General features: G+C 57.6%; 23 protein-coding genes. 20 read left to right on the forward strand and 3 right to left on the reverse strand.

Annotation, left to right across the window (positions count from 1 at the left end; all coding sequences use genetic code 11):
- Positions 1-3: 3 nt before the first annotated feature.
- Both G403_RS0120955 and G403_RS0120960 read left to right on the forward strand, forming a co-directional pair.
- A complete protein-coding gene (locus G403_RS0120955) occupies positions 4-423 on the forward strand; it encodes a universal stress protein (protein WP_027855705.1) in 420 nt (139 codons plus the stop codon).
- A 59-nt stretch (positions 424-482) separates the two neighbouring features.
- Complete coding sequence (locus G403_RS0120960) at positions 483-1,067, forward strand: hypothetical protein (RefSeq protein ID WP_027855706.1); 585 nt, start codon at positions 483-485, stop codon at positions 1,065-1,067.
- Here G403_RS0120960 and ypfH read toward each other — a convergent pair.
- Positions 1,058-1,705, reverse strand: coding sequence for an esterase (gene ypfH, locus G403_RS0120965; RefSeq protein WP_027855707.1), 648 nt, complete (start codon positions 1,703-1,705; stop codon positions 1,058-1,060). The two genes, G403_RS0120960 and ypfH, sit on opposite strands and share 10 nt — an antisense overlap.
- 226 nt (positions 1,706-1,931) lie before the next feature.
- Here ypfH and G403_RS0120970 point away from each other — a divergent pair, with 226 nt between their 5' ends.
- From G403_RS0120970 to G403_RS0120985, 4 genes are all read left to right on the forward strand, one after another.
- Positions 1,932-2,234 carry a hypothetical protein gene (locus G403_RS0120970; protein WP_027855708.1) on the forward strand — a complete coding sequence of 101 codons (303 nt, stop codon included), beginning with the start codon at positions 1,932-1,934 and terminating at the stop codon, positions 2,232-2,234.
- Between the two features lie 67 nt (positions 2,235-2,301).
- Entirely contained in the window at positions 2,302-2,892 is a 591-nt protein-coding gene (locus G403_RS0120975; protein WP_027855709.1) for a CBS domain-containing protein, read from the forward strand.
- A gap of 129 nt (positions 2,893-3,021) precedes the next feature.
- Positions 3,022-6,645: a pyruvate:ferredoxin (flavodoxin) oxidoreductase gene (gene nifJ, locus G403_RS24175; protein WP_036234936.1), complete on the forward strand. Its 3,624-nt coding sequence runs from the start codon at positions 3,022-3,024 to the stop codon at positions 6,643-6,645.
- Positions 6,645-7,649, forward strand: a complete 1,005-nt coding sequence (locus tag G403_RS0120985) for a dihydroorotate dehydrogenase-like protein (protein ID WP_027855710.1) — start codon at positions 6,645-6,647, stop codon at positions 7,647-7,649. The genes nifJ and G403_RS0120985 overlap by 1 nt, the downstream gene beginning before the upstream one ends.
- Before the next feature lie 19 nt (positions 7,650-7,668).
- On the opposite strand, the gene G403_RS0120990 is transcribed toward G403_RS0120985, so the two are convergent.
- On the reverse strand, positions 7,669-8,088 hold the full coding sequence (locus G403_RS0120990) for an Lrp/AsnC family transcriptional regulator (RefSeq protein WP_027855711.1): 420 nt from the start codon (positions 8,086-8,088) through the stop codon (positions 7,669-7,671).
- 185 nt (positions 8,089-8,273) lie between these two features.
- On the opposite strand from G403_RS0120990, the gene yjeH reads away from it, so the two are divergent.
- Entirely contained in the window at positions 8,274-9,545 is a 1,272-nt protein-coding gene (gene yjeH, locus G403_RS0120995; RefSeq protein WP_027855712.1) for an L-methionine/branched-chain amino acid transporter, read from the forward strand.
- Here the strand turns inward: yjeH and G403_RS0121000 are convergent.
- A complete protein-coding gene (locus G403_RS0121000) occupies positions 9,487-10,152 on the reverse strand; it encodes a TetR/AcrR family transcriptional regulator (RefSeq protein WP_027855713.1) in 666 nt (221 codons plus the stop codon). The genes yjeH and G403_RS0121000 overlap by 59 nt on opposite strands.
- A gap of 130 nt (positions 10,153-10,282) precedes the next feature.
- Here G403_RS0121000 and G403_RS0121005 point away from each other — a divergent pair, with 130 nt between their 5' ends.
- From G403_RS0121005 to cas2e, 13 genes are all read left to right on the forward strand, one after another.
- Complete coding sequence (locus tag G403_RS0121005) at positions 10,283-11,302, forward strand: HlyD family secretion protein (protein WP_027855714.1); 1,020 nt, start codon at positions 10,283-10,285, stop codon at positions 11,300-11,302.
- Positions 11,302-13,065 carry an ATP-binding cassette domain-containing protein gene (locus G403_RS0121010; protein WP_027855715.1) on the forward strand — a complete coding sequence of 588 codons (1,764 nt, stop codon included), beginning with the start codon at positions 11,302-11,304 and terminating at the stop codon, positions 13,063-13,065. The genes G403_RS0121005 and G403_RS0121010 overlap by 1 nt, the downstream gene beginning before the upstream one ends.
- A complete protein-coding gene (locus G403_RS0121015; protein ID WP_027855716.1) occupies positions 13,062-14,195 on the forward strand; it encodes an ABC transporter permease in 1,134 nt (377 codons plus the stop codon). The genes G403_RS0121010 and G403_RS0121015 overlap by 4 nt, the downstream gene beginning before the upstream one ends.
- A 4-nt stretch (positions 14,196-14,199) precedes the next feature.
- Complete coding sequence (locus G403_RS0121020; protein ID WP_027855717.1) at positions 14,200-15,318, forward strand: ABC transporter permease; 1,119 nt, start codon at positions 14,200-14,202, stop codon at positions 15,316-15,318.
- A 12-nt stretch (positions 15,319-15,330) separates the two neighbouring features.
- Entirely contained in the window at positions 15,331-16,821 is a 1,491-nt protein-coding gene (locus G403_RS0121025; protein WP_051299378.1) for an efflux transporter outer membrane subunit, read from the forward strand.
- A 216-nt stretch (positions 16,822-17,037) separates the two neighbouring features.
- Entirely contained in the window at positions 17,038-19,770 is a 2,733-nt protein-coding gene (locus G403_RS0121030; RefSeq protein ID WP_027855719.1) for a CRISPR-associated helicase/endonuclease Cas3, read from the forward strand.
- A complete protein-coding gene (gene casA, locus G403_RS0121035; RefSeq protein WP_027855720.1) occupies positions 19,767-21,362 on the forward strand; it encodes a type I-E CRISPR-associated protein Cse1/CasA in 1,596 nt (531 codons plus the stop codon). Before G403_RS0121030 ends, casA begins: the two co-directional genes overlap by 4 nt.
- Complete coding sequence (gene casB / locus G403_RS0121040) at positions 21,359-21,952, forward strand: type I-E CRISPR-associated protein Cse2/CasB (RefSeq protein WP_027855721.1); 594 nt, start codon at positions 21,359-21,361, stop codon at positions 21,950-21,952. The genes casA and casB overlap by 4 nt, the downstream gene beginning before the upstream one ends.
- Before the next feature lie 11 nt (positions 21,953-21,963).
- Positions 21,964-22,998, forward strand: coding sequence for a type I-E CRISPR-associated protein Cas7/Cse4/CasC (cas7e, locus tag G403_RS0121045; protein ID WP_027855722.1), 1,035 nt, complete (start codon positions 21,964-21,966; stop codon positions 22,996-22,998).
- A 10-nt stretch (positions 22,999-23,008) separates the two neighbouring features.
- The gene (gene cas5e / locus G403_RS0121050; RefSeq protein ID WP_027855723.1) at positions 23,009-23,749 is read left to right on the forward strand and encodes a type I-E CRISPR-associated protein Cas5/CasD; all 741 of its coding nucleotides are present in this window, start codon (positions 23,009-23,011) and stop codon (positions 23,747-23,749) included.
- 1 nt (position 23,750) lies between these two features.
- Complete coding sequence (gene cas6e, locus G403_RS0121055; protein WP_027855724.1) at positions 23,751-24,572, forward strand: type I-E CRISPR-associated protein Cas6/Cse3/CasE; 822 nt, start codon at positions 23,751-23,753, stop codon at positions 24,570-24,572.
- 37 nt (positions 24,573-24,609) lie between these two features.
- Entirely contained in the window at positions 24,610-25,530 is a 921-nt protein-coding gene (gene cas1e, locus G403_RS0121060; RefSeq protein WP_027855725.1) for a type I-E CRISPR-associated endonuclease Cas1e, read from the forward strand.
- Positions 25,527-25,820, forward strand: coding sequence for a type I-E CRISPR-associated endoribonuclease Cas2e (cas2e, locus tag G403_RS0121065; protein WP_027855726.1), 294 nt, complete (start codon positions 25,527-25,529; stop codon positions 25,818-25,820). Before cas1e ends, cas2e begins: the two co-directional genes overlap by 4 nt.
- Positions 25,821-25,944: the final 124 nt, after the last annotated feature.

The following is a 25,944-nucleotide window of genomic DNA, read 5'->3' on the forward strand; positions in this document are numbered from 1 at the left end:
GCGATGTACTCGAATATTCTGATACCGATGGACCCGGATCACGCCGATCTTTTTGAGCGGCAGGTGGAGGTGGCAGTCAGGTTGTTGGCACCGGAGGGTAAAATATCCACGCTGTATGTGAACCAGAACTATATTCACCATGCGCTGGCGGCCACCAGCCCGGACCGGCCCACGGAGATTGAACGGGCGGTGATCGATCGGGTAATGGTCCGGTTTGAGGAAACCATACCCAAGGAGATGCGTGGTCGGGTGTTCAGTCAGCGTGGCGTGGTGCATGATCAGATTGTCAGAATCGCCAACCGTACGGGAGTGGATCTGATTATCATGATGGCCTGCAAACGTCCGCTTGCACGCTACTTCCTCGGCTCAAACACCCGTAAGGTGATGACCGAAGCGAAATGTGCGGTATTCGTCCAGCGCTGATTTCAGTGCGGCCCACTCCCCGCTAGAATGGAGCAATCGATCAAGCGGGGAGTGTCATTATGAGTCATCTGCAGCGAATCCCGTTCGGGTTCGGTAGCCTGTTGTTGGTATTGGCGGCAATGTTGCTGACCACGCCGGTGCGGGCTGCGTTGGAGCCGGCGCGTATCGAGGCCTATATTGCGACCCTGCCGGCGGTTCGTGAGCTGGGGGAAACGCTGAAAAGTGAAGGTAAGCAGGCGTTTCTGGCGCGTCAGATCATGCCGCGGGCCGGGGAGCCGTTTGACCCCCATCATCGTGCTGTGCAGGCACTTCAACAGGGTGAGCCGGACTATTTCCGCCAGCTGGAGTCGACGGTGCTGGCGCAGGGTTTTACCAGTGCGACAAGCTGGGCGAACACCGGTGACCAGGTGGTGCTTGCCTACGGTGCGGTGAAAGTTTCAGCAGAGAGTCCCGAGATGCTGGCGCTGTCACAGCAGGGCAAGGCGCAGCGCGATATGTTGCTGCAGACCCTGCCACCCCAACAGCGTGAGCAGTTGCGCCAGGCGCTGACCATCGCCGATGCTCTGGCTCAGGTGTCCGTGGCAGATCGGGAAGCTGTGCGCCCCTATATAGCCGAGCTCGATCGGTTATTTGCTCAGGATTGATCGGCTGCCAGGGTTTCAGACAGGTGCTGAACCGCGCATTCGAGCAGTAGCGGCGTGATTTCGTGGGCCGTACCTTTTTCGGTATCCAGGGTCACAGTGGCACCCAGCGACTGTAAACGCTCACAGGCGACGCGTGCATGTGTTACCGGGATCACCTCATCGGCTTCGCCATGCAGCAGATGAATGGCCGTGGCTCCAGGGCCGGAGTCCGGTAGCCGAGCGAATCGACCGGAGAAGCCTAAAACAGCTCTTGCCAGCGCCGGTTTCTGCGTGACGGCTTCCAGCGACATGATCGTACCCTGGGAAAAACCCACAAGAACGGTATGCGCAGAATCAACGTTGTACTGTTTTTGTAGGGTTTCCACCATCATGATGAAGTCCGGCAGCGCGTCAGCGACCCGTTGAGGACGGTTCTGATCGGTGATGCCGGTCAGGGAAAACCACTGACGTCCGCCGAAGCCGCCATCAAAAGGCTCGAAACCATCCACGATCACCGCACAGGCAGTGGGGAATGCACCGCTCAATGCCTGGCCCAGCGGTGCCAGGTTCTCTTTGTTACTGCCCACGCCATGGGCCAGTATGAACAGATACTCCATCTGCCCGCGCGGGGCGATTTCGATCATCTCTGTTTGCGCCATGTGCACTCTCCTCGATTAGGCCCGGCAGTTATCAGCATAGACTGAGCTCTCTGCCAGGTCTTGGTTAATGGGTCACGGATATGGGGGTTCAAGGGTAGTCTGCAAGAGGGATACCGAAAATAGGGTAAAGGAATTTTAATGCTATGAGCGCTTGCATCCCACTCGCGCTGATCTATCTTTAACCTAGACCCGGTCGATTGGCGATCGGGCGCAGTAGATCCTGAATATGCCGCCCAACGCTCGCTCGATTTCGCAACTTACCCTGTCGGTTCTCGTCGCATCGCTACTGCTAACTCTCACCTGCACCCACGTGAAGGCCGGTGAATGGGTTGGTCCGTCTGAAGGGATCCCGGTTGCCTCTCTCCTTGAGCACGACAGTGGTGTCAGTGATCTTGAACCCGGGCTGATCAGTGATCTGATGCCGAAGATCATCAGGTCTCGCTCCGGGGCGCTGTTGGCGATCTATGTGCCGCCTGTTCTCATCTCATCCCCGGTTTTACCGCCCTCCCGCGCATCTCCTGCTCGCTGATTATTTCTGCCAGTAGTTCCGATGTTTTTTGTTGGTTTCTCGCCAAGTGCGAGGGAGGTTTACCGTTATGAATAAGTATCAAGAACTCAAGTCTGTCGATCTTGCCGAGTACAGCACCATTGTCAGTCCCGGCGAGGTAGCCAGTGTTGATCTGGACAGTCCCGCACAGTTGGTGGTAACGGACTTTAATGAAAGCAGCCCACTGATTCTGCGACCCGAAGTCGGTGTGGATGAGGCGATTGCCGCCATGCGCCGGGCCCATGTTCGCTCCGTTCTGGTGACCGATGACAAAGGATCATTCCGCGGCATTGTCACTGTGGCAGACCTGGAAAGCCGTAAGGTATTAAGCCTGGCGACAAGTTCCGGGCAATCACGCAGTGACCTGACTATCGGTGAGTTGATGACACCCAAGGCGAAACTTAAGGGCGTCCCTGTCAGCGCCATAGAGTCGGGTAATATCGGGGAGCTTCTGCAGACGCTCAAAAATGTGGGGCAGCCTCATATGTTGGTGGTTGATCCGGAACATCACGCGATCCGGGGCATCATTTCGTCCAGTGATATCGCGCGGCGATTGAACGTCCCGGTGGAGATCAACCAGCGTGCGACCAGTTTCCGCGAGCTGGTGGAGGTTATCTCCGCCGGTCGTGAGGTCAGTTAATCCGCGCCATTCGACTATCCTGATAACCACACAGCCCAAGACATTTTCTTGGGCTGTGTCAGTTAAGGACTCGCTGCAAGCTGCCATACTGGAAAAACCCGGGCTGTTGCAGACAAGAAGGAGAAACGAATGGCGCGCGAATACCGGATGATGGATGGCAATGAAGCCGCCGCGAGCATCGCCCACCAGCTCAATGATGTGATCGCGATCTATCCGATCACACCCGCCTCGCCCATGGGTGAGCTGTGCGATAGCTGGAGCTCCAATGGGCGGACCAACCTTTGGGGCGCCGTCCCCGATGTCATAGAGCTGCAAAGCGAAGCCGGTGCCGCTGGTGCGGTACATGGCTCTCTCCAGGCAGGTGCCAAAACCTGTACGTTCACGGCCTCCCAGGGTTTGCTGCTCAAGATACCCAATATGTTCAAGATCGCCGGTGAGCTGACCCCGACGGTATTTCATGTGGCCGCCCGCTCGGTGGCCACCCATGCGTTGTCTATCTTCTGTGACCACTCCGATGTGATGGCGGCGCGCAGTACCGGCTTTGCCTTGCTGGCCTCCAGCAATGCCCAGGAAGCGATGGACATGGCGTGTATTGCCGAGATGGCCACGCTGGAGGGGCGGGTACCGGTGTTGCACTTCTTTGATGGTTTTCGTACCAGCCACGAGGTCAGTAAGGTCGAATTGGTGGATGCAGACCAATTGCGTCAATTGGTTCCGCCGCATCTGATCCAGGCCTGTCGTGACCGCGGGATGTCGCCTAACCGCCCGCAGGTACGGGGCACGTCCCAGAATCCGGATGTGTTCTTCCAGTCGCGGGAGGCGACAAACCCCTTCTACAGTGCCTTTCCCGCCATCGTGCAGGGTGCCATGGACCGCTTCGCCGAGGTGACCGGACGCCAATATCATCTATACGATTATGTGGGCGCAGAGGATGCGCAACAGGTCATTGTGCTGATGGGCTCCGGTGCCGAAACGGCCGAGGAGACTGTTCGGCACTTGGCTGACTCTGGTGCCTCGGTTGGGGTGCTCAGGGTGCGTCTGTTCCGCCCCTTTGACGGGGATCGGTTGCTGGATGCGATTCCTGGCTCGGCTAAAGCGATTGCGGTGCTGGATCGCACCAAGGAGCCGGGTGCCGATGGCGAACCCTTGTACAAGGACGTGGCCACCGCGCTTTTCCAGCGCTGGAGCGCCGGACACTGGGCCGGCGACGAACTGCCGAAAGTCGCCGGTGGGCGCTTCGGCTTAGGTTCCAAGGAGTTTACTCCGGCCATGGTCAAAGCGATCTTTGACCGGTTGGCTGATGGCTCGCTGAAATCCCCCTTTACCGTCGGCATTGACGATGACCTGTCCGGTCTCAGCGTTCCCTACGATCCGGCGTTCCGTACGCAAGCGTCAACACGCTGGATCCAGGCGGTGTTCTATGGGCTGGGTGCCGACGGTACCGTCAGCGCCAACAAGAACAGCATCAAGATTATCGGTAATCAGCCCGGTCGTTATGCACAGGGCCACTTTGTCTACGACTCGAAGAAGTCCGGGGCGGTTACCGTTTCACATCTGCGCTTCGGGCCCGATCCAATTCAGGCCGCCTACGAGATCCAGCCGGGGCAAGCCGACTTCGTCGCTTGTCATCAGCCCCAATTCCTTGAGCGCTACCCCATGTTCGAGTTGGCGGCAGATAATGCTGTAGCGCTGATCAATACGCCGCTGACGGGTGATGAATTCTGGAGCAGTCTGCCGGGTGCTGTTCAACGACTGATTCGTGATAAGAAGCTGCGGCTTTACCTGGTGGATGCCTACAAGGTGGCGGCCGATGCAGGGCTGGGTAAGCGGATCAACACCATCATGCAGACCTGCTTCTTTGCGTTGGCTGAGGTGCTGCCCAAAGATGAGGCGATTGCCGAGATTAAAGCGGCCGTGGAGAAAAGTTATGGCCGTCGCAGTCGCCGCATTGCCGATATGAATATCGAGGCGATCGATAACGCGCTGAGCCATCTACATGCGTTTGCAGTGCCCAGCGTGGAGCCGGGACATATTCCCATGCGCGAAGTCTCGGTGGCCTCCAAGGATCCGTTCGTGCAGACCGTGACGGCGGAATTGATTGCCGGGCGCGGTGATGCTCTGCCGGTCAGCCGGTTGCCGGCGGATGGCAGTTGGCCCTCCGGTACGGCCCAGTATGAAAAGCGGGATCTGGCGCTGGAGATCCCCAGTTGGGAACCGGATCTGTGCACTCATTGCGGTAAATGCGTGCTGGTGTGTCCTCACAGTGTGATCCGCTCCAAGGCATTCAATGCCAAGGAGCTGGTCAGCGCACCGGACGGTTTCAAGGCGGTGCCGATCAAAGGTGCCAAAGACTTCCCGCCCGATACCCAGATCAGTTATCAGGTATCCCCGGAAGACTGTACCGGCTGCACACTCTGTGTAGAGATCTGCCCGATCACCGACAAGAGCAACGCCAGCCGCAAGGCGATCAATATGGTGCCCAAGCAGGAAACACTGGAGCAGGAGAAGCGCAACTGGGCCTTCTTCCGCGAGCTGCCGGAGTTTGATAGGACACAGGTGAAGGAGACCACGCTCAAGGGCTCCATGCTCTACCAGCCACTGTTCGAATTTAGCGGTGCCTGCTCCGGCTGCGGTGAAACACCCTACATCCGGTTGCTGAGCCAGCTTTACGGCGACCATATGCTGGTGGCCAACGCCACCGGATGCTCATCGATTTATGGAGGCAACCTGCCGACCACCCCCTGGACTCACAATGCCGACGGGCAGGGCCCCGCCTGGAACAACTCGCTGTTTGAGGATAACGCCGAGTTTGGTCTGGGGATGAGAGCGGCCTTGGACGCCCAGCGGGCCTATGCGCGCGCCTTGCTTAAGGGGTTGGCAGGTCAGGTTGATGCAGCGTTGTCTGCGGCCATTCTGGACGCGGATGAAAGCAGCGAAACAGAGCTGGCCGCCCAGCGTGAGCGGATCGAGCAGCTCAAGCAGGCGCTTGAGCAGATTGACGATCCGGCGGCACGTGCTCTGATCGATGTGGCCGACAAGCTGGCGCGTCATACGGTATGGATTATTGGTGGTGACGGCTGGGCCTACGATATCGGCTATGGCGGTCTGGATCATGTGTTGGCCTCGGGGCGTAACGTGAACATCCTGGTGCTGGATACCGAGGTGTACTCCAATACCGGCGGACAGACCTCCAAGGCGACGCCACGTGCTGCGGTGGCCAAGTTCTCCGCCGGTGGCAAGCCGGGGCCAAAGAAAGATCTGGCGCGTATCGCCATGGATTATGAACACGTTTATGTGGCCCATGTGGCCTACGCCGCCAAGGATGTGCATACCCTGCGTACTTTCCTTGAGGCGGAAAGCTATGAGGGGCCTTCTCTGATCATCGCCTACTCGCCCTGTATCGCCCATGGCTTCGATATGGCGGATAACCATGAGCATCAGCGCCTGGCGGTGGACTCTGGCCATTGGCCTCTGCTTCGTTATGACCCACGGAGAGCTCAGGCGGGGCAAAACCCGTTACGCCTGGACTCCAAGCCACCGTCGATTCCCTACCATCATTTTGCCCGCACCGAGGCCCGTTTCAGCATGCTGGAGCGCACTCACCCAGAGGCTGCCAAGGCATTTCTGGAAGCGGCCCAGCACGAGGTAAGCGAGCGCTATCACCGGTATGCGCAGTTGGCGGAGCTGAGCTGGGAAGAGGTGGAGTCGCCCCATGATGATGAACTGGATACAGATGCAGAGGAGATCCATTGATGACTAATCGACTGGAAGCACGCTACCTGGGGTTAAGTCTGAAGTCCCCGCTGGTTCCCTCTGCATCGCCTCTGACGGCTACGCCCAGCGGTGCCCGAGAGCTTGAGGAGGCCGGTGCCAGCGCTATCGTGATGCACAGCCTGTTCGAAGAGGAGTGTCAGCACGATCAAAAGATGCTGCATCGGTTTCTGTATGAACAGGAGCTGGGTCACTCGGAGTCGGAGGGATATCTGCCGGTACCGGATACCTTTCGAACCGCCGAGGAGCGCTACCTGGAGATGCTGCACCAGATGAAGGTGGGGCTGGAGATTCCGGTGATCGCCAGCCTCAATGGCATCACCCGTCGAGGCTGGGCCGAGCATGCCCGCCAAATTGCCGAGGCGGGGGCCGATGGGTTGGAGCTCAATGTCTATTACGTGGCGGCGGATTGTGAGGAAACAGCCCAGGACGTGGAACGACGCTACCTGGAAATCGTGCATTCAGTGCGTACCGCGGTGCCACACATGCCCCTGGCGGTAAAAATCTCCTCTCAGTTCACCAGTCCCGCGCACTTTGTTCAGCAACTCAAACAGGTGGGTGCGGATGCCGTGGTGCTGTTTAACCGGTTTCTGCAGCCGGATATCCAGCTGGTATCGCGTAAACTCAAGCCATTACTCGAACTCTCCCGCTCAGAGGAGTTGCGGGAGCGGTTGCGCTGGATCGCTATTATCCGGGCCCAGATCGCGATTGATATCGCGGTTACCGGAGGCGTTCATAACACGGATGATGTGCTCAAGGCGCAGATGTGTGGTGCCGATATTACCCAGATGGCCAGCGCCCTGATGCAGGCAGGACCCGGCGTAATACGCCGTATAGAGGCGGGTTTGCTGGAGTGGCTGGATGAAAACGAATATGAGTCCCTGCTCCAGCTCAAGGGTAGTGTGTCCTATCGCAATGCGGCGGACCCGTCGGGGTTTGAGCGTGCCAACTACCTGGATGCATTGGACAGTTGGCGCCCAGAGTGAGCGGGGAGTGGGAGATGAGTTACATCTCCCACTCTTTTAAAACGATATGCGTCTTGACGCGAACCATCTTGTGAAAGTTTTCAAAGGCTGCCCGTATTTCCAGCAGGCGATCCATACTGGCGGTCTCCAAATAGACCAGCATATCGGTATCGCCACTGATACCGCAGCAGCGTTTGACCTCCGGAAAGGCCCGGATCTTATCCACATAGGTTTCGCAACGGCTTTCGTTGTAGAACAGCTCCAGATAGGCGCGAACCACCGGCGTTTCCCCATCGCAGACATCCGCGTGATAACCCCGAATAATCCCCCGCGTTTCCAGCTGGCGGATACGATCGCTCACCGCCGTGCGTGACAAGTTGACCTCGCGTGCGATGGTGGTCACGGCCATGCGGGCGTCACGGCGCAGTAGCGCCAAAATCTGTTGATCAAACTTATCCACGTGTATTCCTTTATCCCGCCAGCCTGGCGATATTTTACCCGGTGAAGCTCCTTTGCCACAGAGGCTTGCATTATGCAGGCGTTTTCCCGCGATGTGCAGTGAATTAGCGTCCACCTGACAGCTCCCTTCGCTCCGTGTCAGCGCTAGTCTTACAGGCCTGTTTTCTGTGTTGTCGGGACAACCCCATGAGTCGTTTGAACAAAGAACTGAGCCTGCTGCAAGGCGTTGGCATGCTAACAACCTCTCTGCTTGGTACCGGGATCTTTATTGTTCCGGCAGCTGCAGCGGCTCTGGCAGACGCTGACTCATTATGGGCCTGGGTCGTGCTGACCGTTTTAGCGCTGCCGGTGGCCTTTACCTTTGCCAGTCTCGGTCAGCGCTATCCGCATGCCGGTGGCGCGCCTGCCTTGATTGGTCGCGCTTTCGGTGTATCAATGGAACGTAGCGTGGCGTTTCTGTTTCTTGCGGTCATTCCCGTCGGTTTGCCGGCGGCCTTGATGATGACGACCGGTTTCTGGCACGCCATCTTTGACCTGAGTCCCGGGATGGATCTGGCCATGCAATTGGCGACACTGGCGCTGATGCTCATTCTGGGCCAGAGACCCGCACGGGCCTCGGGTCAGGTTCAGGTAGCCATCGCCGTGATGATTGTTTTGACGGTGGCCTCTTTCTGGTGGCTGGGCGGCTTGCCTGGAGGTAGGCCGGTTCAGCCGGCTGTAAGTACAGTGGACTGGTCCGCGGTAACGGCGGCGCTGACGCTGATGTTCTGGTGTTTTGTCGGGCTGGAGGCATTCACGCATTTAGGCGAAGAGTTCCGTAATCCGCAGCGCGATTTTCCTCTGGCTCTGATGCTGGGGGTTGTGCTGGCCGGACTGGTTTACTGGGCCTGCTCTGTGGCGGTGGTGAGCTTCGGGATCTTTGGTGATGCCGAGGCCAACAGAGCCTCGTTGCCCAACCTGGTGGGGCTGCTTTGGGGAGAACAATGGCAGTGGGTGGCGGCACTGATCGGTTATCTGGCCTGTTTTGCCTCCATCAACATCTATCTGCAGGGGTTCGGGCGTCTGCTCTGGAGCCTGGCAGACGAGGGCAAGTTGCCTGCGTCACTGGCTGTACTAAACCGGCACGGCGTTCCGGCCCGGGCTTTCAATCTGGTTGTCTTGATCTGCGCGGTCTGTGCACTGATCGCTGCCTGGAGAGGGACCGATATCGATACCTTGATGCGTTATGCCAACGGCAACTTTGTCCTGGTGTACCTGCTCAGCATGATAACCGGATGTGTATTGCTGCGAGGGGGAGCGAGACTGATAGCGCTGATCGCCAGTATTTGTTGTGCGCTGGTACTCCTGTGGCTGGGTACACAAACGTTCTATGCGCTGACGGTGCTGCTGGCTTTTTGGATTATCGATCATTTGGGAGGGCGGCGAGCGATCGCAGCCCGGCGAAAACAAAGCGCTTGATCCGGTCTGCAATCTCATCGGCGGGCCTGCTGTAGATTGGCTGTATTGGAGTGGGCTGGTCCGGATCCACCAGAATCAGCATCAGGCAGGGAGAGATCAGGCCCAACAGGCCGTACAAACGATCCGGATCGTCCGCTGGCAGCCCCGTCAGTTCCGTGATGATGGGCAGCACAATCTCCACACGAGGCATGGTTTCGTGGCTGGTAATCTGCGGTAACAGCGGAGAAGGGGTCAGAATCTCCCGGGCCCAGACGCGGGTGTGCCAGCTGCGCTCTTCTATCAGACTGTGAACCAGCCCTTCGATCAGCTCGCTTAACTTCTCCTCCGCGCTATTATCGCTCCCTGCCACCTGGCGCAGGTAGTCCAGCTCCAGCAGGTGATGCATCACTTCACCGACCACCGCCAGGTACAGGCCCTCCCGGCTGCCGAAATGGTAGTTGACCGCGGCCAGATTGGTTCCGGCCCGTGCGCAGATCTCCTTGCTGGTTGCATCGCGGTAGCCACGTTCAGCAAAAACCTGGCCTGCCGCATCAATAATTCGGCTGCGCGTGGCTTCGCCGTCGGTGCGGCTGCGTCGATGCGTGGACTTGTGTATTGGGGTCTCCATGGAAAGAAGGCTACTTAATACGATGGATGATAGCAATTAGTTTAAATTGTAATTTGAATTTTAACTATGCGGCGCTATTCTGTGGGTAACTTTATCTTGCCGTTGTTCCACTCTTCACAAGGAGAGCCTGATGCGAAAGGCCTTGATCCCGTTGCTTGTTGTCGTTGCAGTAGCCGTTTATGCAGGATGGCACTACAGCCAAGGCGACAGTGCTGCCTATGAGTTGAAGCTCTATGGGAACGTGGATATTCGCCAGGTATCGCTGGCGTTTACGCTCAGTGAGCGGGTGGAATCGGTGCTGGTCGAAGAGGGCGAGAGTGTCGAGGCCGGTCAAATTGTCGCGCGTCTGGACAGGCAGCATCTTGAGCTTCAGCTGGCGCGGGTGAAGGCGTCAATGGAGGCCCAGCGACAGCAGGTGGAGAAGCTGAAAAACGGCAGCCGACCCGAGGAGATTGCCCAGGCCCAAGCCCAGTATCAGGGGGCGCAGGCTGAGTTGGAGCTGGCGCAGAATCAGTTGAAACGCCTGCAGGAGGTTAAGCGACTGACAGACGGACAAGGCGTGAGTGCTCAGGATCTGGACAATGCTCAGGCGCGGTTGAGAGCAGCCCGTGCACAGGTGGATGGCCGGGCCGAGTCGCTTCAGCTGGTCCGAAAAGGACCACGTGATGAGGATATCGCGGCAGCACAGGCTCAGCTGGCAACATTGCAGGCGGAACAGGCTCTGCTTGAACACCAATTGCGGCAGTCGGAACTGGTCGCTCCCATGGCAGCGCGGGTTCGCGCGCGACTGCTGGAGCCGGGCGATATCGCCTCACCCCAGCGTCCGGTGCTCACTCTGGCCCTGAATGATCCCAAATGGGTTCGGGTCTATGTCAGTGAGCCGGACCTGGGTTACCTGAAGCCCGGGATGAAGGTGGCGGTCTATACCGATACATTTCCGGATCAACCGATTGCCGGGCAAATAGGGTATATCTCGTCGGTGGCGGAGTTTACACCGAAAAATGTTCAGACGGAGTCTTTGCGAACCGCCCTTGTTTACGAGGTGCGTGTACGGGTAACGGATAGTGAAAACCGCTTGCGCCTGGGGATGCCTGCAACGGTTCGGGTAGCTCTGGAACCGGATCAGCAACGCGCACGGGCAGGCACCTGATGAGCAGCAGTGCCCCCAGTATTAGAGCCTGTCAGCTTCACAAAAGCTTCTACGACAAGGCATCCCGAACCCGGATCGAAGCGTTGAAGGCGGTGGATTTGTGCATTGAACCCGGGTCGTTGACCGCACTTGTCGGGCCTGATGGCGCCGGTAAGACAACCCTGCTGCGTCTGATGGCAGGGTTGATGAAAGCGGACAGCGGCTCGTTGGAGGTATTAGGCATTGGTGTATCCACTGATCCCCAGGCGGTGCAGGATCGGATCAGTTACATGCCCCAGCGGTTCGGGCTCTATGAAGATCTCAGCGTACAGGAAAATCTTGATCTTTATGCTGATCTGCACGGTGTAGGCCAACAACAGCGGCAGGCGCGTTATCAGCGTCTGTTGCATATGACTGATCTGACTCGTTTTACCGACCGTCTGGCGGGCAAGCTCTCCGGCGGGATGAAGCAGAAGCTGGGATTGGCCTGCACGCTGGTGCGCTCGCCGGAATTACTGCTGCTGGATGAACCCACGGTTGGCGTTGATCCGTTGTCGCGCCGGGAGCTCTGGCAGATTATTCAGCAGTTAATTGATGACGAGAATCTCAGTGTTGTTGTAAGCACCGCGTATCTGGATGAAGCGGACCGCTGTGATCAGGTGTATGTGTTGCATGAAGGTGAAATCCTGGCTCAGGGAACGCCGCAGGCTCTGCGTCAGAAGGCTCAGAACCGTTGCTATCTGGCGCAGCCTCCCAAGGATCAGCCCGCTCGAACGCTACAGGCACGTCTGCTGGATGCCAGTGATCAGATAATCGATGCGGTGCCTCAAGGGGGCGGAGTGCGGTTTGTCCGAGCTCAATCAGCGAGCAGTGAGCAGTTCGAACAGCTGCTGCGTGGTGCGAGGTATGAACCGGTGGAGCCCTCGCTGGAAGATGGTTTCATGATTGTCCTGCGCGAGCGTCTGGGAGCCGTTGAGTCGCATGCGGATGCGCTTGCCGGCAGTGCTGGCGGACAGGGCAGGGAGGTAATGATCGAGGTGCGGGATCTGGTGCGAACCTTCGGTGATTTTACCGCCGTCGCCAGTACCAGTTTCGATGTGCGTCGGGGGGAAATATTCGGATTGCTCGGCCCCAACGGCGCGGGTAAGACCACCACTTTTCGCATGCTGTGCGGTCTGCTGCCATCCACCAGCGGTTTCCTGCAGGTGGCCGGCGTTAATCTGCGCACGGCGAGAGCCTCGGCGCGTCGCAGAGTGGGGTATGTGTCGCAGAAGTTTGCGTTGTATTCCAACCTGACGGTACTGGAAAACCTGCGTTTTTTCGGCGGCGCTTATGGACTGCGTGGCCGGGCCCTGAAACGCCGGATTGAAGCGGTTCTGGAGCAGTTCAGTCTACAGGGCCAGGAAAGAACCCCCAGTGGCCAGCTGCCCGGTGGCTTCAAACAGCGGCTCGCGATGGCTGCGGGGTTGATTCATGAACCGGAGATTCTGTTTCTTGACGAACCCACCAGTGGGGCGGATCCGCTGGCGCGCCGTGCTTTCTGGCGCCGTATTACGGCATTGGCGGAAGGTGGCACCACGATCGTGATTACCACCCATTTTATGGAGGAGGCGGAGTATTGTGACCGGATCCTGATTCAGGATGCGGGGCAGCGGCTGGCTATCGGCACACCTCAGCAGGTGCGTGAGGAGGTTGACCGGCAGGGTGGACATCTGAGCATGGAGGAGACCTTCATCGGCATTGTGGAGCGCAGCCGTAGTGACCAACGCCGGGGGGCCGCATGAGCACACAGGGCGGTTTTCTGCTGCGGTTGCAGTCACTGGTGCGCAAGGAAACCCGCCAGCTGCTGCGCGACCGCAGTAACCTGATGATCGGTATCGGCCTGCCGATCATCTTGATTCTGATCTTCGGCTACGGCGTATCTCTGGATGTACGTGATATCCGCCTGGCGCTGGTGCTGGACGACCGCTCCCCGGCGGCAACCGACTATGTCTCCGGGTTGACGCTGTCGCGCTATTTTAACCCGGTGCATGCGGACTCCCTGGCTCAGGCGGAGCAGATGATCAGGGATCGTCAGGTGGAGGGGTTTGTTCATCTGAGCAGTCAGTTTGCCCGAGACCTCAGTGCCGGCCATGCCCAGGTTCAGCTTGTGGTTTCTGGCACCGACTCCACCCGCGCCGGGTCGATCATCAACTATTTCTCGGCGTTGACGGCGCAGTGGGCCGAGAAATCCGCAGATCGTCTGGGTGCTACGCAGTTGCCCGGTCCCCGAGTGGAAGTGGTGGACCGGCTCTGGTTTAACGATGCCAATACCAGTACCTGGTTTCTGGTGCCGGGTTTGATCGTTTTGATCATGACGTTGGTGGGGACGTTTCTCACGGCCCTGGTGATGGCACGGGAGTGGGAGCGCGGGACACTGGAAGCGCTGTTCGTCAGTCCGGTGCGGCCGGTTGAGGTGCTGTTGGCCAAGGTGACGCCCTATTTCGTAGTGGGGATGCTGGGTCTGGCGCTCTGCATTATCGCGGCCCGGGGGCTGTTCGATGTGCCGATTAACGGCTCCGCCTGGCTTGTCCTGCTTGGCTCAACGCTCTATATGCTGGTGGCTCTGGGCATCGGACTGTTGATCTCGGCGGTGACCCGTAATCAGTTTCTCGCCAGTCAGATCGCCATTCTGGCCAGTTTTCTGCCGGCGCTGATGTTGTCCGGGTTCGTGTTCGATATTCGCAACCTGCCCTTTGCCGTGCAACTGATCTGCTATGCGCTGCCCGCCACCTACTTTATGGAGCTGATCCGGACACTGTTTCTGGCCGGGGATTTCTGGCCGCTGATTATCAAGGATTGCCTGATCCTGGCCGGCTACGCGGTCGTGCTGTTGGGGTTAGCCAATCGTGTCACCCGAAAAACACTGGATTGAGTTGATGCAGATACTGATCGCATTTATCCACCGCGTGATCAACCTTTGTCACAAAGAGCTACTGGCGGTGCTGAAGGATCCGGCCAACCGGGTGATACTGATCGTACCGCCGTTGATGCAGAGTCTGCTGTTCGGTTACGCAGCCAGCTTTGATCTGACCCAGGTGCCCTATGTGGTTTTGGATCAGAGCCGCAGTGGTGCGAGTCAGTCGCTGTTGAATAGAGTCGACGGTACCGGCGTTTTTGAGCGGGTCGCCACGCTCAATAGCAGCGATGAGATCGAGCGTTTTATCGGTAACGGTGACGCGTTGCTGGCGCTGCATTTCCCCAGTGACTTCGAAGAGCGTCTAACCAGTGGGCGATCTGCACCCTTGCAGATGATCGTCGATGGCCGTAACTCCGCCACGGCCAACTCGGCCGTGGGTTACATAAGAGCAGTGGTGGCGGGATTCAACAGCACCCTTGTGACGGATCAAGCTCCGTCGGTAGAGGTGGTGGCGCGCAGCTGGTACAACCCCAACCTGGAAACCCGGTGGATCATTATGCCGGGGATGATCGCGGCTCTGAGCATGATTCAGACCATGATGTTGACGGCCCTGTCAGTGGCACGCGAGCGGGAACAGGGTACCTTCGATCAGCTTCTGGTCACACCGCACACGCCGTTTGAGATCCTCATCAGCAAGGCGGTACCGCCCATTATTATCGGGCTGGTTCAGTCATCGCTGGTCCTGATGGTGGCGCTGTTCTGGTTTCAGGTGCCGATGTCCGGTTCTCTGGCCACACTGTACGCCGGGCTGTTGATGTTCACCATCGCCAGCGTCGGAATTGGCCTGTCGATCTCGGCGCTGTCCACCAATATGCATCAGGCGATGCTCTACACCTTTGTACTGATCATGCCGTTGATGCTGTTGTCGGGGCTGGCAACACCGGTGGCCAACATGCCCGACCTGTTACAGACCCTGACCTATGCCAACCCGCTGCGATTCTCGATTCATCTGGTGCGCGCGGTCTATCTGGAAGGCGCACAGTTACAGGATGTTATTCCCGACATGATCCCTCTGCTGGTGATCTCCGTCTTAACCCTGCCGTTAGCGGCCTGGTTGTTCCGTCACCGTTTGGTTTAACTGGAGTTGTTTATGTATCGAACACTCATACCGTCTATGCGACTGCCCGGTATTGCCGCGCTGCTGATACTGCTGACGGGTTGCACGGTGCTTGGCCCCGACTTCGACGCGCCGGAGCTTGAGACACCCACCAGCTGGAAGCAGTGGCACAGCGAAGGACAATCCTTGCAGAACCTGGAGATTGAGGCGCAAACGGAGGGAAATGCATGGTGGCTTGAGTTTGATGACAAAACGCTCAACGCGCTGCAGATGCGCTTATTCGCGGCCAACCCGGATGTCCAATTAGCGACTTTGAACTTCGTCCGGGCGAGGGTGCAGCAGTCGATAGTCACCGGACAATCGCTCAATGTTGACGCCAGTGGCGCAGCGGGGCGCCAGAAACTCAGTGAGTTTAGTCCCTCCATGCGGATGGCTTCCATCTCGGCACCGGCAAACAAGGATCAGTTAATCAGAGCACTGGCTGAGCCCTATACGTTGTATCAGGCCGGGTTTGATGCAAGCTGGGAACCTGATTTGTGGGGGCGAGTGGCGCGGCAAGTCGAATCATCTCAGGCGCAGGTAGGCTTTTCCCGAGCGGAACTGGAGGGGGTGAAACAGCTACTCAGCGCAGAGTTGGCTCGGGCCTACTTCTCGCGTCAGAATGCGGACCGGCAGATCCGCCTATTAGAACAGCAGATAGAGCTTACAGAGCAGAAGTTAAAGCTGATTGAAGTTAGACAAGATGCGGGGTTGGATACCGGGTTGGATATCGAGCCTGAGCGCTCTCGTTTGCGCGAACTTCAAGCGGCGCTGCCTATCCAGCTTAGTCAAAAGACCCAAATCACCAATGTCATAGCTCTGCTGTTGGGTGAGCGGCCGGGATCCTTGAGTGATCTTTTGGATTCAGCGCCTCTGCTGTCAAACAAAGCAGAGAACATGTACCTGTTAACCTTGGGGATACCCAGTGAGTTGGTGAATCGCCGACCCGATATCATGGCTGCACGATCCCGGCTTCATGCCGCCACTGCCGAAATCGGTGTTGCCCGCGCAGATCTATACCCGCGCATCTCTTTGCGGGCGGGTGTGGGGTTTGAATCGTTTGAAGGTAGTGCCTTTGGTGAATGGGCGAGTCGCCAGTGGCAGATTGGCCCCGGCTTTTATCTGCCGATATTTAATCAGGGAAGGCTGAAGAAACGAGTCCATCTAACCGAACTCAAACAACAGCAGGCTGCGATCCAGTATCGGAAGACCGTACTTACCGCCTGGCAGGAGGTGGATGACGCTCTGACCAATTACAGTGCCGAACTGGAACGGTATGAAAGGCTGAAACAGCAGGAGCAGAGTTTGAGGCGGCAGCTAGAGCTGATTGGCGCTAACCGAGACGCCGGTCTTACCGATAGTAGAGCCGAGCTTCAGGCCCGCGCCGCGGTGATTGGCATGGAGCGCCAGTTGGCTGACAGTGTGGCAAGGCTGAAGATTCAGAGAGTAGCGGTATACAAGTCGGTGGGGTTGGCAGGGGCCTGAAGCGATGAGATGTTTGACCCGGAACATTCTCTGATTGGATAGTGAGTCCCTCAAACGAATGGAGCGGTCGCGGGGATTACCCCGTCATTCGGATGTGAAGTCATCTTTCCCCGACATCGGAAATGTGCACTATGCTACTCCTGTAAGTTCGTATCAGAGAGGGTGACCGGACTACTGTGATTTCAGGGACCAGAAACAACAGGGAGAGTGTTCTGTATGCCGCGCACGTATTTTCAATACTGGGGCAAGGCTCGGAAGCCGGATGATCATACCGGCGACGAATATCATCTCTTGGCTTACCATAGCCTGGATGTGGCGGCGGTTGGTTGGCGGCTGCTGGCTCCTGAGCGTGCGCTGAACAGGGATCTTGCGCAATTCCTGATGATCTCTCCCGAGCAGCTGCAGAAGCTGTTTGTATTTGCTCTGATGTTGCACGACTTGGGCAAGTTTGCCTCAGCGTTTCAGAACCTCGTTGTTATCGATGATTCCCCTTTGTGCCGACATTCGGTAAAGACACCCTATGATGCAGGAAAGGCTCGTCATGACCGCATGGGCGCGCATTTCTGGCTGATGATGACTCAGGGAAGGGCGCTATCGGGTTCGAGCCTGGGACTCAAGGACACCGATGTCGGTACGATGAATCAGCCGCTGGAGAGCTTGAACATGCTGTTGGACAGCGTGTTCGGCCATCACGGTAAACCGGTTTCCCGCGAGTACCTGAAAAGCCTCTCCTGTTATCGTCACCCGCTGGATGTTGAAGCTGCTTCCGCGTTTGTGCATGACTGTGTTCAATTGTTGGAGCTTGAATGGCCTGAAGCGCTGTTGGCTGACAGGGAGTGGTTTGCACGTTTACGCCAGGCAAGTTGGCACTTGGCCGGATTGGCGATCCTGTGCGATTGGATAGGTTCGAATCAGGACTATTTCCGTTACCGCGCGGACGATGAGATCGAACTCACTGCCTACTGGGATCGGGCCAAACAACAGGCGCTAGAAGCGCTGGACGTGACCGAACTGGCTAAAACAGTAAAGGTGCAGCCGTTCGTTTCCGTGCAACGGCACTTCGGTTTCTCGCCAACCCCTTTGCAGCGCTGGGCCGAGAGTGTGTCGTTGCCTGAAGGTCCTCAGCTTTTAATCCTCGAAGATGTAACTGGCGCCGGTAAAACCGAAGCGGCGCTGACGCTGACGCACCGGCTGTTGGCTGCGGGTGAAGCCGATGGCTTGTACTTCGGTTTACCCACCATGGCGACCTCAAACGCGATGTTTGGGCGGGTGGCCGAGCACTATCGACAGATGCTCAGCTTCGAAGATGGTGTACCCAGTATTGTGCTGGCGCATGGTGCCCGGCAGATGCACGACGGGTTCCGGGAAGCACTGTCGGAACGCAGTCCGCAAGATAGCCCCTATCAGAGCAGCGAGGAAACGGCGAGTCTGCACTGTAATCATTGGCTGGCAGACTCCCGAAAAAAGGCGCTGCTTGCTCCCGTTGGTGTGGGGACGATCGATCAGGCACTGCTTGCCGCTCTGCCACGGAAACATCAGCCGCTGAGGCTGCTTGGGCTGCATCGTAAGGTCTTGATCTTTGATGAAGTCCACAGTGCAGACAGCTTCATGCTGGAGCTGCTGGAAGATCTGCTAATAGCGCATCTGCGACAGGGTGGCAGCGTCATTCTACTCACCGCGACCTTGTCGCAGAATCAGCGACAGCGGCTTTGCAGGGCATGGCAGAAGGGGGCGGGATTGTCCCTCGAAGAGAGGCCATTAAAGAGAGACTTCCCGTTGGCCACCCATCTCGATAGCCGTGGCAGGTTCGATGAAACGATACTGGAGAGCAGGCCTGAGGTTAGCCGGTCGCTCAAGGTGGATTTTCTGGTGGGCGAACAGACCTGTATCGATCGGTTGCTATCGGCCAGAGAGCAGAAACAGTGTGCCGTCTGGATTAGAAATTCGGTGGATGACGCCATAGATGCCTATGACCAATTGGTGGGGGCGACCGGATCCGCGCAGGGGATAACCCTGTTTCATAGCCGTTTTACGCTGAAGGATCGCAAGTTTATAGAGGATGGAGTACTGGCGACCTTCGGCAAACATTCCACATCTGATGATCGAAAAGGACAGATCCTGATATCGACCCAGGTGTTTCAGGAGAGTCTGGATGCCGATGCTGACCTGATGATCAGCGATCTCTGCCCGATAGACGACCTGATACAGCGTGCCGGGCGACTGCATCGACATCGACGGGACACCGCGGGGAATCCGTTATCCACAGGGCCGGATGGACGCCCCGAACCTAAGCTGCTGGTTCATGCACCGGCTTGGCAAGAGGTGCCGGATGGCGACTGGTTGCTGTCGGTGATGCGCAATACAGAATATGTCTATCGTTCCCCCGGCAAACTCTGGCTCGGGATGCGGGTACTGCGCGATAAGGGTGAGATCCGTATGCCGGAAGGTGCGCGCGACCTGATCGAAGCCGTCTACGCGTCTGAGGCCCAGAACGAAATCCCCGAAGCGCTTCAGGAGAAGGATCAGGCGTTCCGAGGCGAGGAGCGTCACAAGGCATCGCAGGCGCTCAATCAGATTTTGGAGTGGGAACAGGGCTATACCGCGAAAAGCTCCCACGCCTGGCTCGACGATGATGTGGAGATCAGCACCCGATTTGCCGACAGGGAGATAGTGCAGGTGCTGGTGCTGAAAAAGGCGGATGATGGTCGGTTGCAGTTGTGGGCCGAGGGCGAGCCGTTCGCGCTGCAGAACAGCATCGTGAAACTGGCGAAAAACAGCATCGCCGATCATCTGGTGTCACTGCCAGAAACGGAGACAGCTGGCTATCAGGTATTGCTTGAGCGGTATCAACAGGCCAAGTATCTGCAGCCTTGGTTGGCTGAAATGGATGAAGGTTTTGCATACTCTCCTGACAAGGGAGTGATCAGACACAATAGGGAGGTTGAATGAATATACTCACCGACCCCTGGCTCAGCTACCGCCTGACGGACGGTAGCGAGCGGGATCTGCCTCTGGCCGAAGCATTGGCCGACCCGGACGTGGTGGATTTCGCGTTGCCGCGGGCAGATTTTCATGGGGCTGCTTATCAGTTCGCCATTGGTGTGTTGCAGACCTCCATGGCACCTGGCGATGTGCATCAGTGGAATCAGCTTTATCAGCAACCGCCAGCGCTTGATACGATCCGCCAGGCGCTCTCGCGGATCAGCCATGCTTTCGAACTGGAGGGCGACGGCCCTCGTTTCATGCAGGATTTCGATGCGCTGGCCGATGCCAAACCTGCGCCCATCTCCGGTTTGCTGATCGAAGCACCGGGTGATAACACGATTAAGCAAAACACTGATCTTTTTGTGAAACGTGGCATCGGAGATGCGTTGTCGCCCGGTATGGCGGCACTGGCTCTATTTACTTTGCAGATCAATGCGCCGTCGGGCGGTCAGGGTCATCGTACGGGATTACGTGGCGGCGGCCCGTTGACAACCCTCGTGCTGCCCCATGAGAGCAATGCCTCTCTGTGGGAGAAGCTGTGGCTCAATGTGCTCGACCGTGATGCCTTCCGTTACGACGACCCCGATCTTCATAGCCCTTCGGTTTTCCCCTGGCTCGGCCCAACCAAAATCAGCAAGGCTAAGGGAACGGAGGTCTATCACAACGAGGCCCACCCGTTGACGATGTATTGGGCGATGCCTCGGCGCATCCGACTGATTTTTGAGGACGAGACAGCCATCTGCGGGATTGGCTTGAAACCCGCCGACCGGCTCTGTCGTCAGTTGAGAACCGTCAACTACGGTAACAATTACGCCGGTACCTGGGGCCACCCGCTGACCCACTACCGTTTCAATCCGAAAAAGCCGGACGAGGATCACCTTTCCAGCAAGGGGCAGCCTGGCGGTATCCAGTACAAACAGTGGCACAGTCTCGCTTATACCGACCGTGAAGGCGGAAACCTCCCCGCAAAGGTTGTCAGTCGTTATCTGGTGGATCGGGCACCGTTTTTCAGTTTCGACTGGGGCGAGGAGCCCAGGCTCTGGGTGTTTGGCTACGACATGGACAACATGAAAGCCCGTGGCTGGTACAGCAACGAGTTCCCATTGATTAGGCTCGATCCCGACCACCGAGACCAGCAGTTGCGGGTGCTCAAGGATATGCAATCGCTGGCGACGGAAATTCTCTGGCAATGCCGAACGGCGGTCAAGTCCGCCTGGTTTGAGAAACCTTCGGAAGCCAAGGGCGATACCAGCCAGATCGATCTGCAGTTCTGGCAGCGTACGCAGAGTGACTTCTTTGCTCTGGTCCGCGAGCTACTGTCGTCAGCGGAAGAACTGCCACCCAAGGCTGCAAGTCGGTGGCTTAACGCCTTAAAGCGAACCGCGCAGGATCTGTTCGATGAGCTGGGGCTGGAGAGTCTGGTACCGGACCGCAATATGGCGCGCAAGATCAAGGCAAGACGCAATCTAACCGGTTGGCTCGCCGGCAGCAAACGGATCAAGAAGTACAGCGCTGATTATCGGCTCGACAGTCTTATCAAGGAGGAAAACCGATGAGTGAACAGACCGCAGAGAACTTTGCGCCCTTTCAGGGTAGCGCTGCGCTCCATCGCTGGTGGAAGTCGATGATGCTCTCTCCCGACGAACTGAAAGCGGAGGATATACGTCCGGCGCCGACTGTGTGCCGCGCAGAGCTTAAGCGGGCGGGGTCTCCGGATGCCGTGCTGCTGACGAGCGGTTTTCGGGCGCTCTGGTTGAGTTTGCCGGATGAAGTACGTGAAGAGAAAGCCCGGCCCTGGACGCTGCTGGCCTGGGCTACGGTGGCTGGTGTGCTCTCCCTGATCAACACCGATATGGAGGGGCGCTTTGCGATGGCTGTTGGTCAGGTCGATGCGGAGACCGACAAGGCAAAGGTCAGCGAACTGCGATTTGCCCAGTTGCAGGGCGCCAAAACCCCCGAAGATTTCTATCGACGGCTGTGTCGTATCGTCAGGCAGTTGAAGGGAAAGGTTCCCGTCCTCTCTCTGGCCAGCGATATCCTGACCTGGTACGACGAGCACAACCGCAAACTGCCGCGCCGCGCCGATAAACGACTTTCCGTTACCTGGGCCATGGACTACTACCGGGCCGCCGAAGCCAAACATTAAGGAGACTGGCTATGAGTAAATTTATCCAACTGCACCTTTTGACCTCTTACGCCCCGGCCAACCTCAACCGCGACGATCTAGGGCGGCCCAAGACTGCGCGCATGGGCGGTACCGAAAGACTGCGCGTCAGTTCTCAAAGCCTGAAACGTCACTGGCGTACTTCCGATCTGTTCGAAGAAGTGCTTGGAGACAATCTGGGTACGCGCACCAAGCGTCTCGGTGTCGAGGTCTATAACAAGCTCCGTACTCTCAACGTAGATGAAAAGCCAGCAAAAGAGTGGGCAAGAAGCATCGCCAAGGTGTTCGGTAAGGACAAGAAAGACAGTCTTGAGATCGAGCAGTTGGCACATGTGAGTCCTGATGAATGGCAGGCGGTCTGGGCGTTGACTGAGCAATTGGCAGCGGAAAACCGTGCGCCGGAAACTGAGGAGCTTAATCTGCTGCGCAAGAACAGCAGCGCCGTCGATATCGCCATGTTCGGGCGTATGCTCGCTTCTAGCCCCGATTTCAACACCGAAGCGGCCTGTCAGGTAGCCCATGCCATCAGTGTGCATAGCGTTGCCGTCGAGGATGACTACTTCACCGCCGTCGACGATCTCAACAAGGGCGAGGATGGCATGGGCGCGGCGCATATAGGTGAAGCGGCGTTCGCGGCTGCGCTGTTCTACAGCTACATCTGTATCGACAAGGCGCAGTTGGTGGAGAATCTGGGTGGTGATCTGGAGCTGGCGAATAAGGCGATTGCCGCGCTCCTGGAAGCTGCTGTCAAAGTGTCGCCCAAGGGCAAGCAGAACAGCTTTGCGTCCCGTGCTTATGCGTCCTATGTGTTGGCGGAAAAGGGCGATCAGCAGCCACGCTCTCTGTCTGTCGCCTTCCTGAGGCCGATCGTGGGAGAGGATCAGGCCGACGAGGCGATCAAGGCGTTGGTACGGCAGTCCGAAAATTTCGACAAGGTCTACGGGGCCTGTGCCGATGCACGTCAATCCGTGAATGCGATCACGGGCGAGGGAAGTTTTGACGAGCTGAAAGCCTTCGTGGCGGACTGAGGGAGGTACCATGAACTATCTGGTATTTCGTCTCTACGGGCCGATGGCTGGCTGGGGGGAGGCGGCTGTCGGTGGAGACAGACCGAGCGCACTGCATCCCAGCCGTTCTGCGATCCTCGGCTTGGTAGCGTCGGCACTCGGTATCCGTCGTGATGATGTCGCGCCTCTGGATGAACTGAGACTGGCGTTGGGTGTCGGTATCAAGAGTTATAGCGGTGGGGAACTCACGCGAGATTATCACACGGCACAGGTGCCGTCTCATGATCGCAAGCGGCGTTTCTTCACTCGTCGGGACGAGCTTGATGCCCCCAAACACAAACTCAACACGGTGCTCTCCAGTCGTGATTACCGTAGTAACGGTTATTGGGTGGTCGCGCTCTGGCTGCGTGGTGATTCAGGCCACGATCTTGCTATTCTGGCCGAGGCTTTGAAAAAACCGGCATTCCCGCTCTATCTGGGGCGCAAGTCCTGCCCGCCGGCGGCGCCGCTGATGCCGACGCTGGTCGAAGGAACGCTGAAGGAAGCACTGGACGCCTCATTTCCACCCTTGTTGGACGATGCGGATCAGGATCGTCATTGGCTGAGTATGGATGGCTACTGTCACTACTACTGGCAGGGCTCAGCCGACGAACTGGGAGGCTATGACGGTATACAGAGCCGTAACGTATGGGATGAACCGATCAGCCGCGTGCCCTGGCAGTTCGGTACACGGCAGGAGCATCAACTGACCCTGCCAGTAGGGGAGGAGTAGGATGTTTCTGTCACGTGTGTCACTACAACATACCCCGGAAGGCCGAAAGGCGTTGCTGGAGTCTGCGCAGAAAGGAGTATACGGCCAGCATCAGTTGCTTTGGCGGCTGTTTGCAGGTGATGAAAGGCGCCAGTTCCTGTTTCGTGAGGAGCAGGGGGATGGGCGCATCGTTGCCAGGGGCGAGCCCTATTTCTACCTCCTGTCTCCGCAGCAGCCGCAAGATGATTCCGGCTTGTTCCATATAGAAAGCAGGGCATTTCAGCCACGTTTGTCCATTGAGCAGAAACTGGATTTCAGGATCAGACTCAACCCCACGGTCTGCCGACAGGGCAGGCGGCATGATGTGGTGATGGATGCCCAGCGCCAGTGGCTTCAGGCAGAATGTGGGCGATTGGATTTGTCGACAGAGGGGACAAAGAAGCAAATAAAATCCCGTTTGCTGGATATGGCGGGTGATGTGGAGGTGGCCCGATGGCGAGAGCTGATCGCCGAGGGGGTATATCGAGATGAGAGCGAGCGTCGATTGGGTCGCACGGAAACGCTGAATCTGGCGCTGAAAAGCTGTTCCGACAGCGCAGTGCGCCAGTGGTGGCAAAGTCGTTGCGAAGAGTATGGCATCGGGGTTGAGCCCGGTACGGTGGAGATCAACGGTTATCAGCAGCAGCTTATGCCAGGAAAAGGCAGCGGCGCAGCTTTCAGTTGCTTGGAGCTGTCCGGAACGCTTCGCGTCACGCAGCCGGAAACCTTTATGTCGCAGTTGCATAAAGGGTTTGGGCGCGCCAAAGGCTTCGGCTGCGGACTGATGATGATAAAGCCGGCATAGCTAAGCCGGCTCCCTGCAAAAGGCAAAGGAGAGTGCCATGGCTTTTATCCCGGCTAAGCCTATTCCTCTGAAAGATCGCGTTTCCATGATTTTTCTACAATATGGGCAGATTGATGTGATCGACGGTGCTTTTGTACTGATCGATAAGACGGGTATCCGCACTCACATTCCCGTTGGTTCCGTTGCCTGCATAATGCTGGAGCCCGGCACCCGCGTATCTCACGCGGCCGCCAAATTGGCTGCAACTGTCGGCACACTTCTGGTTTGGGTGGGTGAGGCCGGTGTGCGACTCTATGCCAGTGGTCAGCCTGGAGGTGCCCGATCTGACAAGCTACTCTATCAAGCCAAGCTTGCTCTTGAGCCTGAACTCCGGCTGAAGGTTGTGCGCAAGATGTTCGAGCTGCGGTTTGGTGAGGAGGCCCCCAGCCGTCGTTCCGTCGATCAACTACGAGGCATCGAAGGCACCCGCGTTCGGGCGACCTATAAGCTGCTGGCTCAACAGTACGGCGTCAAATGGCACGGGCGCCGCTATGATCCTAAGGACTGGTCCAAGGGGGACAAGGTCAACCAGTGCATCAGTGCTGCCACTTCCTGCCTTTACGGTATTACCGAAGCGGCCACACTAGCGGCAGGCTATGCGCCGGCGATTGGCTTTCTGCACACCGGTAAGCCGCTTTCGTTTGTCTACGATATCGCCGATATCATCAAGTTTGAAACTGTCGTGCCCAAGGCGTTTGAGATCGCCGCGAAAAATCCGGCGCAACCCGATCGGGAGGTGCGGCTGGCCTGTCGCGATATCTTTCGCAGCTCTCGCACACTCGGCAATCTGATCCCGCTGATTGAAGAGGTGCTGGCAGCCGGTGAAATCGAACCACCGCCTCCGCCCAAAGACAGTCAGCCACCCGCCATCCCTGAACCGGCGTCTATGGGGGACGAGGGGCACAGGAGCCACCAATGAGCATGTTGGTCGTTGTAACGGAAAATGTGCCGCCGCGTCTTCGAGGGCGACTTGCAGTCTGGCTGTTGGAAGTGCGCGCCGGTGTCTATATCGGCGATACCTCGAAGCGTATTCGGGAAATGATCTGGGAGCAGGTTAGTGAATTGGCAGAGGAGGGCAACGTCGTAATGGCCTGGGCCACCAATACGGAATCCGGCTTCGACTTCCAGACCTACGGTGAAAACCGTCGTATTCCGGTGGATCTGGATGGACTTCGTCTTGTCTCTTTTCTACCTGTTGAAAATCAGTAGGTTAGAGCTCTTTAAAAATCCGGAATTTCGATAATACCGCCGGTAGATTTTTGAAGGGTGAAATAGTCCTTCAAAAACAATAATATCCATTTGGAGTGTTCCCCGCACCCGCGGGGATGAACCG

The organism is Marinobacterium litorale DSM 23545 (assembly GCF_000428985.1).
Classification (GTDB): domain Bacteria; phylum Pseudomonadota; class Gammaproteobacteria; order Pseudomonadales; family Balneatricaceae; genus Marinobacterium_D; species Marinobacterium_D litorale.

What these genes read in the sequence shown, in the direction of transcription:
- G403_RS0121030 (WP_027855719.1), top strand. Translation starts at nt 17,038, where the DNA reads ATGCCGCGCACGTATTTTCAATACTGGGGCAAGGCTCGGAAGCCGGAT.
- casA (WP_027855720.1), top strand. Translation starts at nt 19,767, where the DNA reads ATGAATATACTCACCGACCCCTGGCTCAGCTACCGCCTGACGGACGGT.
- G403_RS0120975 (WP_027855709.1), top strand. Translation starts at nt 2,302, where the DNA reads ATGAATAAGTATCAAGAACTCAAGTCTGTCGATCTTGCCGAGTACAGC.
- G403_RS0121020 (WP_027855717.1), top strand. Translation starts at nt 14,200, where the DNA reads ATGCAGATACTGATCGCATTTATCCACCGCGTGATCAACCTTTGTCAC.
- G403_RS0121015 (WP_027855716.1), top strand. Translation starts at nt 13,062, where the DNA reads ATGAGCACACAGGGCGGTTTTCTGCTGCGGTTGCAGTCACTGGTGCGC.
- G403_RS0120985 (WP_027855710.1), top strand. Translation starts at nt 6,645, where the DNA reads ATGACTAATCGACTGGAAGCACGCTACCTGGGGTTAAGTCTGAAGTCC.
- G403_RS0120970 (WP_027855708.1), top strand. Translation starts at nt 1,932, where the DNA reads ATGCCGCCCAACGCTCGCTCGATTTCGCAACTTACCCTGTCGGTTCTC.
- cas1e (WP_027855725.1), top strand. Translation starts at nt 24,610, where the DNA reads ATGGCTTTTATCCCGGCTAAGCCTATTCCTCTGAAAGATCGCGTTTCC.
- G403_RS0120955 (WP_027855705.1), top strand. Translation starts at nt 4, where the DNA reads ATGTACTCGAATATTCTGATACCGATGGACCCGGATCACGCCGATCTT.
- yjeH (WP_027855712.1), top strand. Translation starts at nt 8,274, where the DNA reads ATGAGTCGTTTGAACAAAGAACTGAGCCTGCTGCAAGGCGTTGGCATG.
- cas2e (WP_027855726.1), top strand. Translation starts at nt 25,527, where the DNA reads ATGAGCATGTTGGTCGTTGTAACGGAAAATGTGCCGCCGCGTCTTCGA.
- nifJ (WP_036234936.1), top strand. Translation starts at nt 3,022, where the DNA reads ATGGCGCGCGAATACCGGATGATGGATGGCAATGAAGCCGCCGCGAGC.
- cas5e (WP_027855723.1), top strand. Translation starts at nt 23,009, where the DNA reads ATGAACTATCTGGTATTTCGTCTCTACGGGCCGATGGCTGGCTGGGGG.
- G403_RS0120960 (WP_027855706.1), top strand. Translation starts at nt 483, where the DNA reads ATGAGTCATCTGCAGCGAATCCCGTTCGGGTTCGGTAGCCTGTTGTTG.
- cas6e (WP_027855724.1), top strand. Translation starts at nt 23,751, where the DNA reads ATGTTTCTGTCACGTGTGTCACTACAACATACCCCGGAAGGCCGAAAG.
- cas7e (WP_027855722.1), top strand. Translation starts at nt 21,964, where the DNA reads ATGAGTAAATTTATCCAACTGCACCTTTTGACCTCTTACGCCCCGGCC.
- G403_RS0121005 (WP_027855714.1), top strand. Translation starts at nt 10,283, where the DNA reads ATGCGAAAGGCCTTGATCCCGTTGCTTGTTGTCGTTGCAGTAGCCGTT.
- ypfH (WP_027855707.1), bottom strand. Translation starts at nt 1,705, where the DNA reads ATGGCGCAAACAGAGATGATCGAAATCGCCCCGCGCGGGCAGATGGAG.
- casB (WP_027855721.1), top strand. Translation starts at nt 21,359, where the DNA reads ATGAGTGAACAGACCGCAGAGAACTTTGCGCCCTTTCAGGGTAGCGCT.
- G403_RS0121000 (WP_027855713.1), bottom strand. Translation starts at nt 10,152, where the DNA reads ATGGAGACCCCAATACACAAGTCCACGCATCGACGCAGCCGCACCGAC.
- G403_RS0121010 (WP_027855715.1), top strand. Translation starts at nt 11,302, where the DNA reads ATGAGCAGCAGTGCCCCCAGTATTAGAGCCTGTCAGCTTCACAAAAGC.
- G403_RS0121025 (WP_051299378.1), top strand. Translation starts at nt 15,331, where the DNA reads ATGTATCGAACACTCATACCGTCTATGCGACTGCCCGGTATTGCCGCG.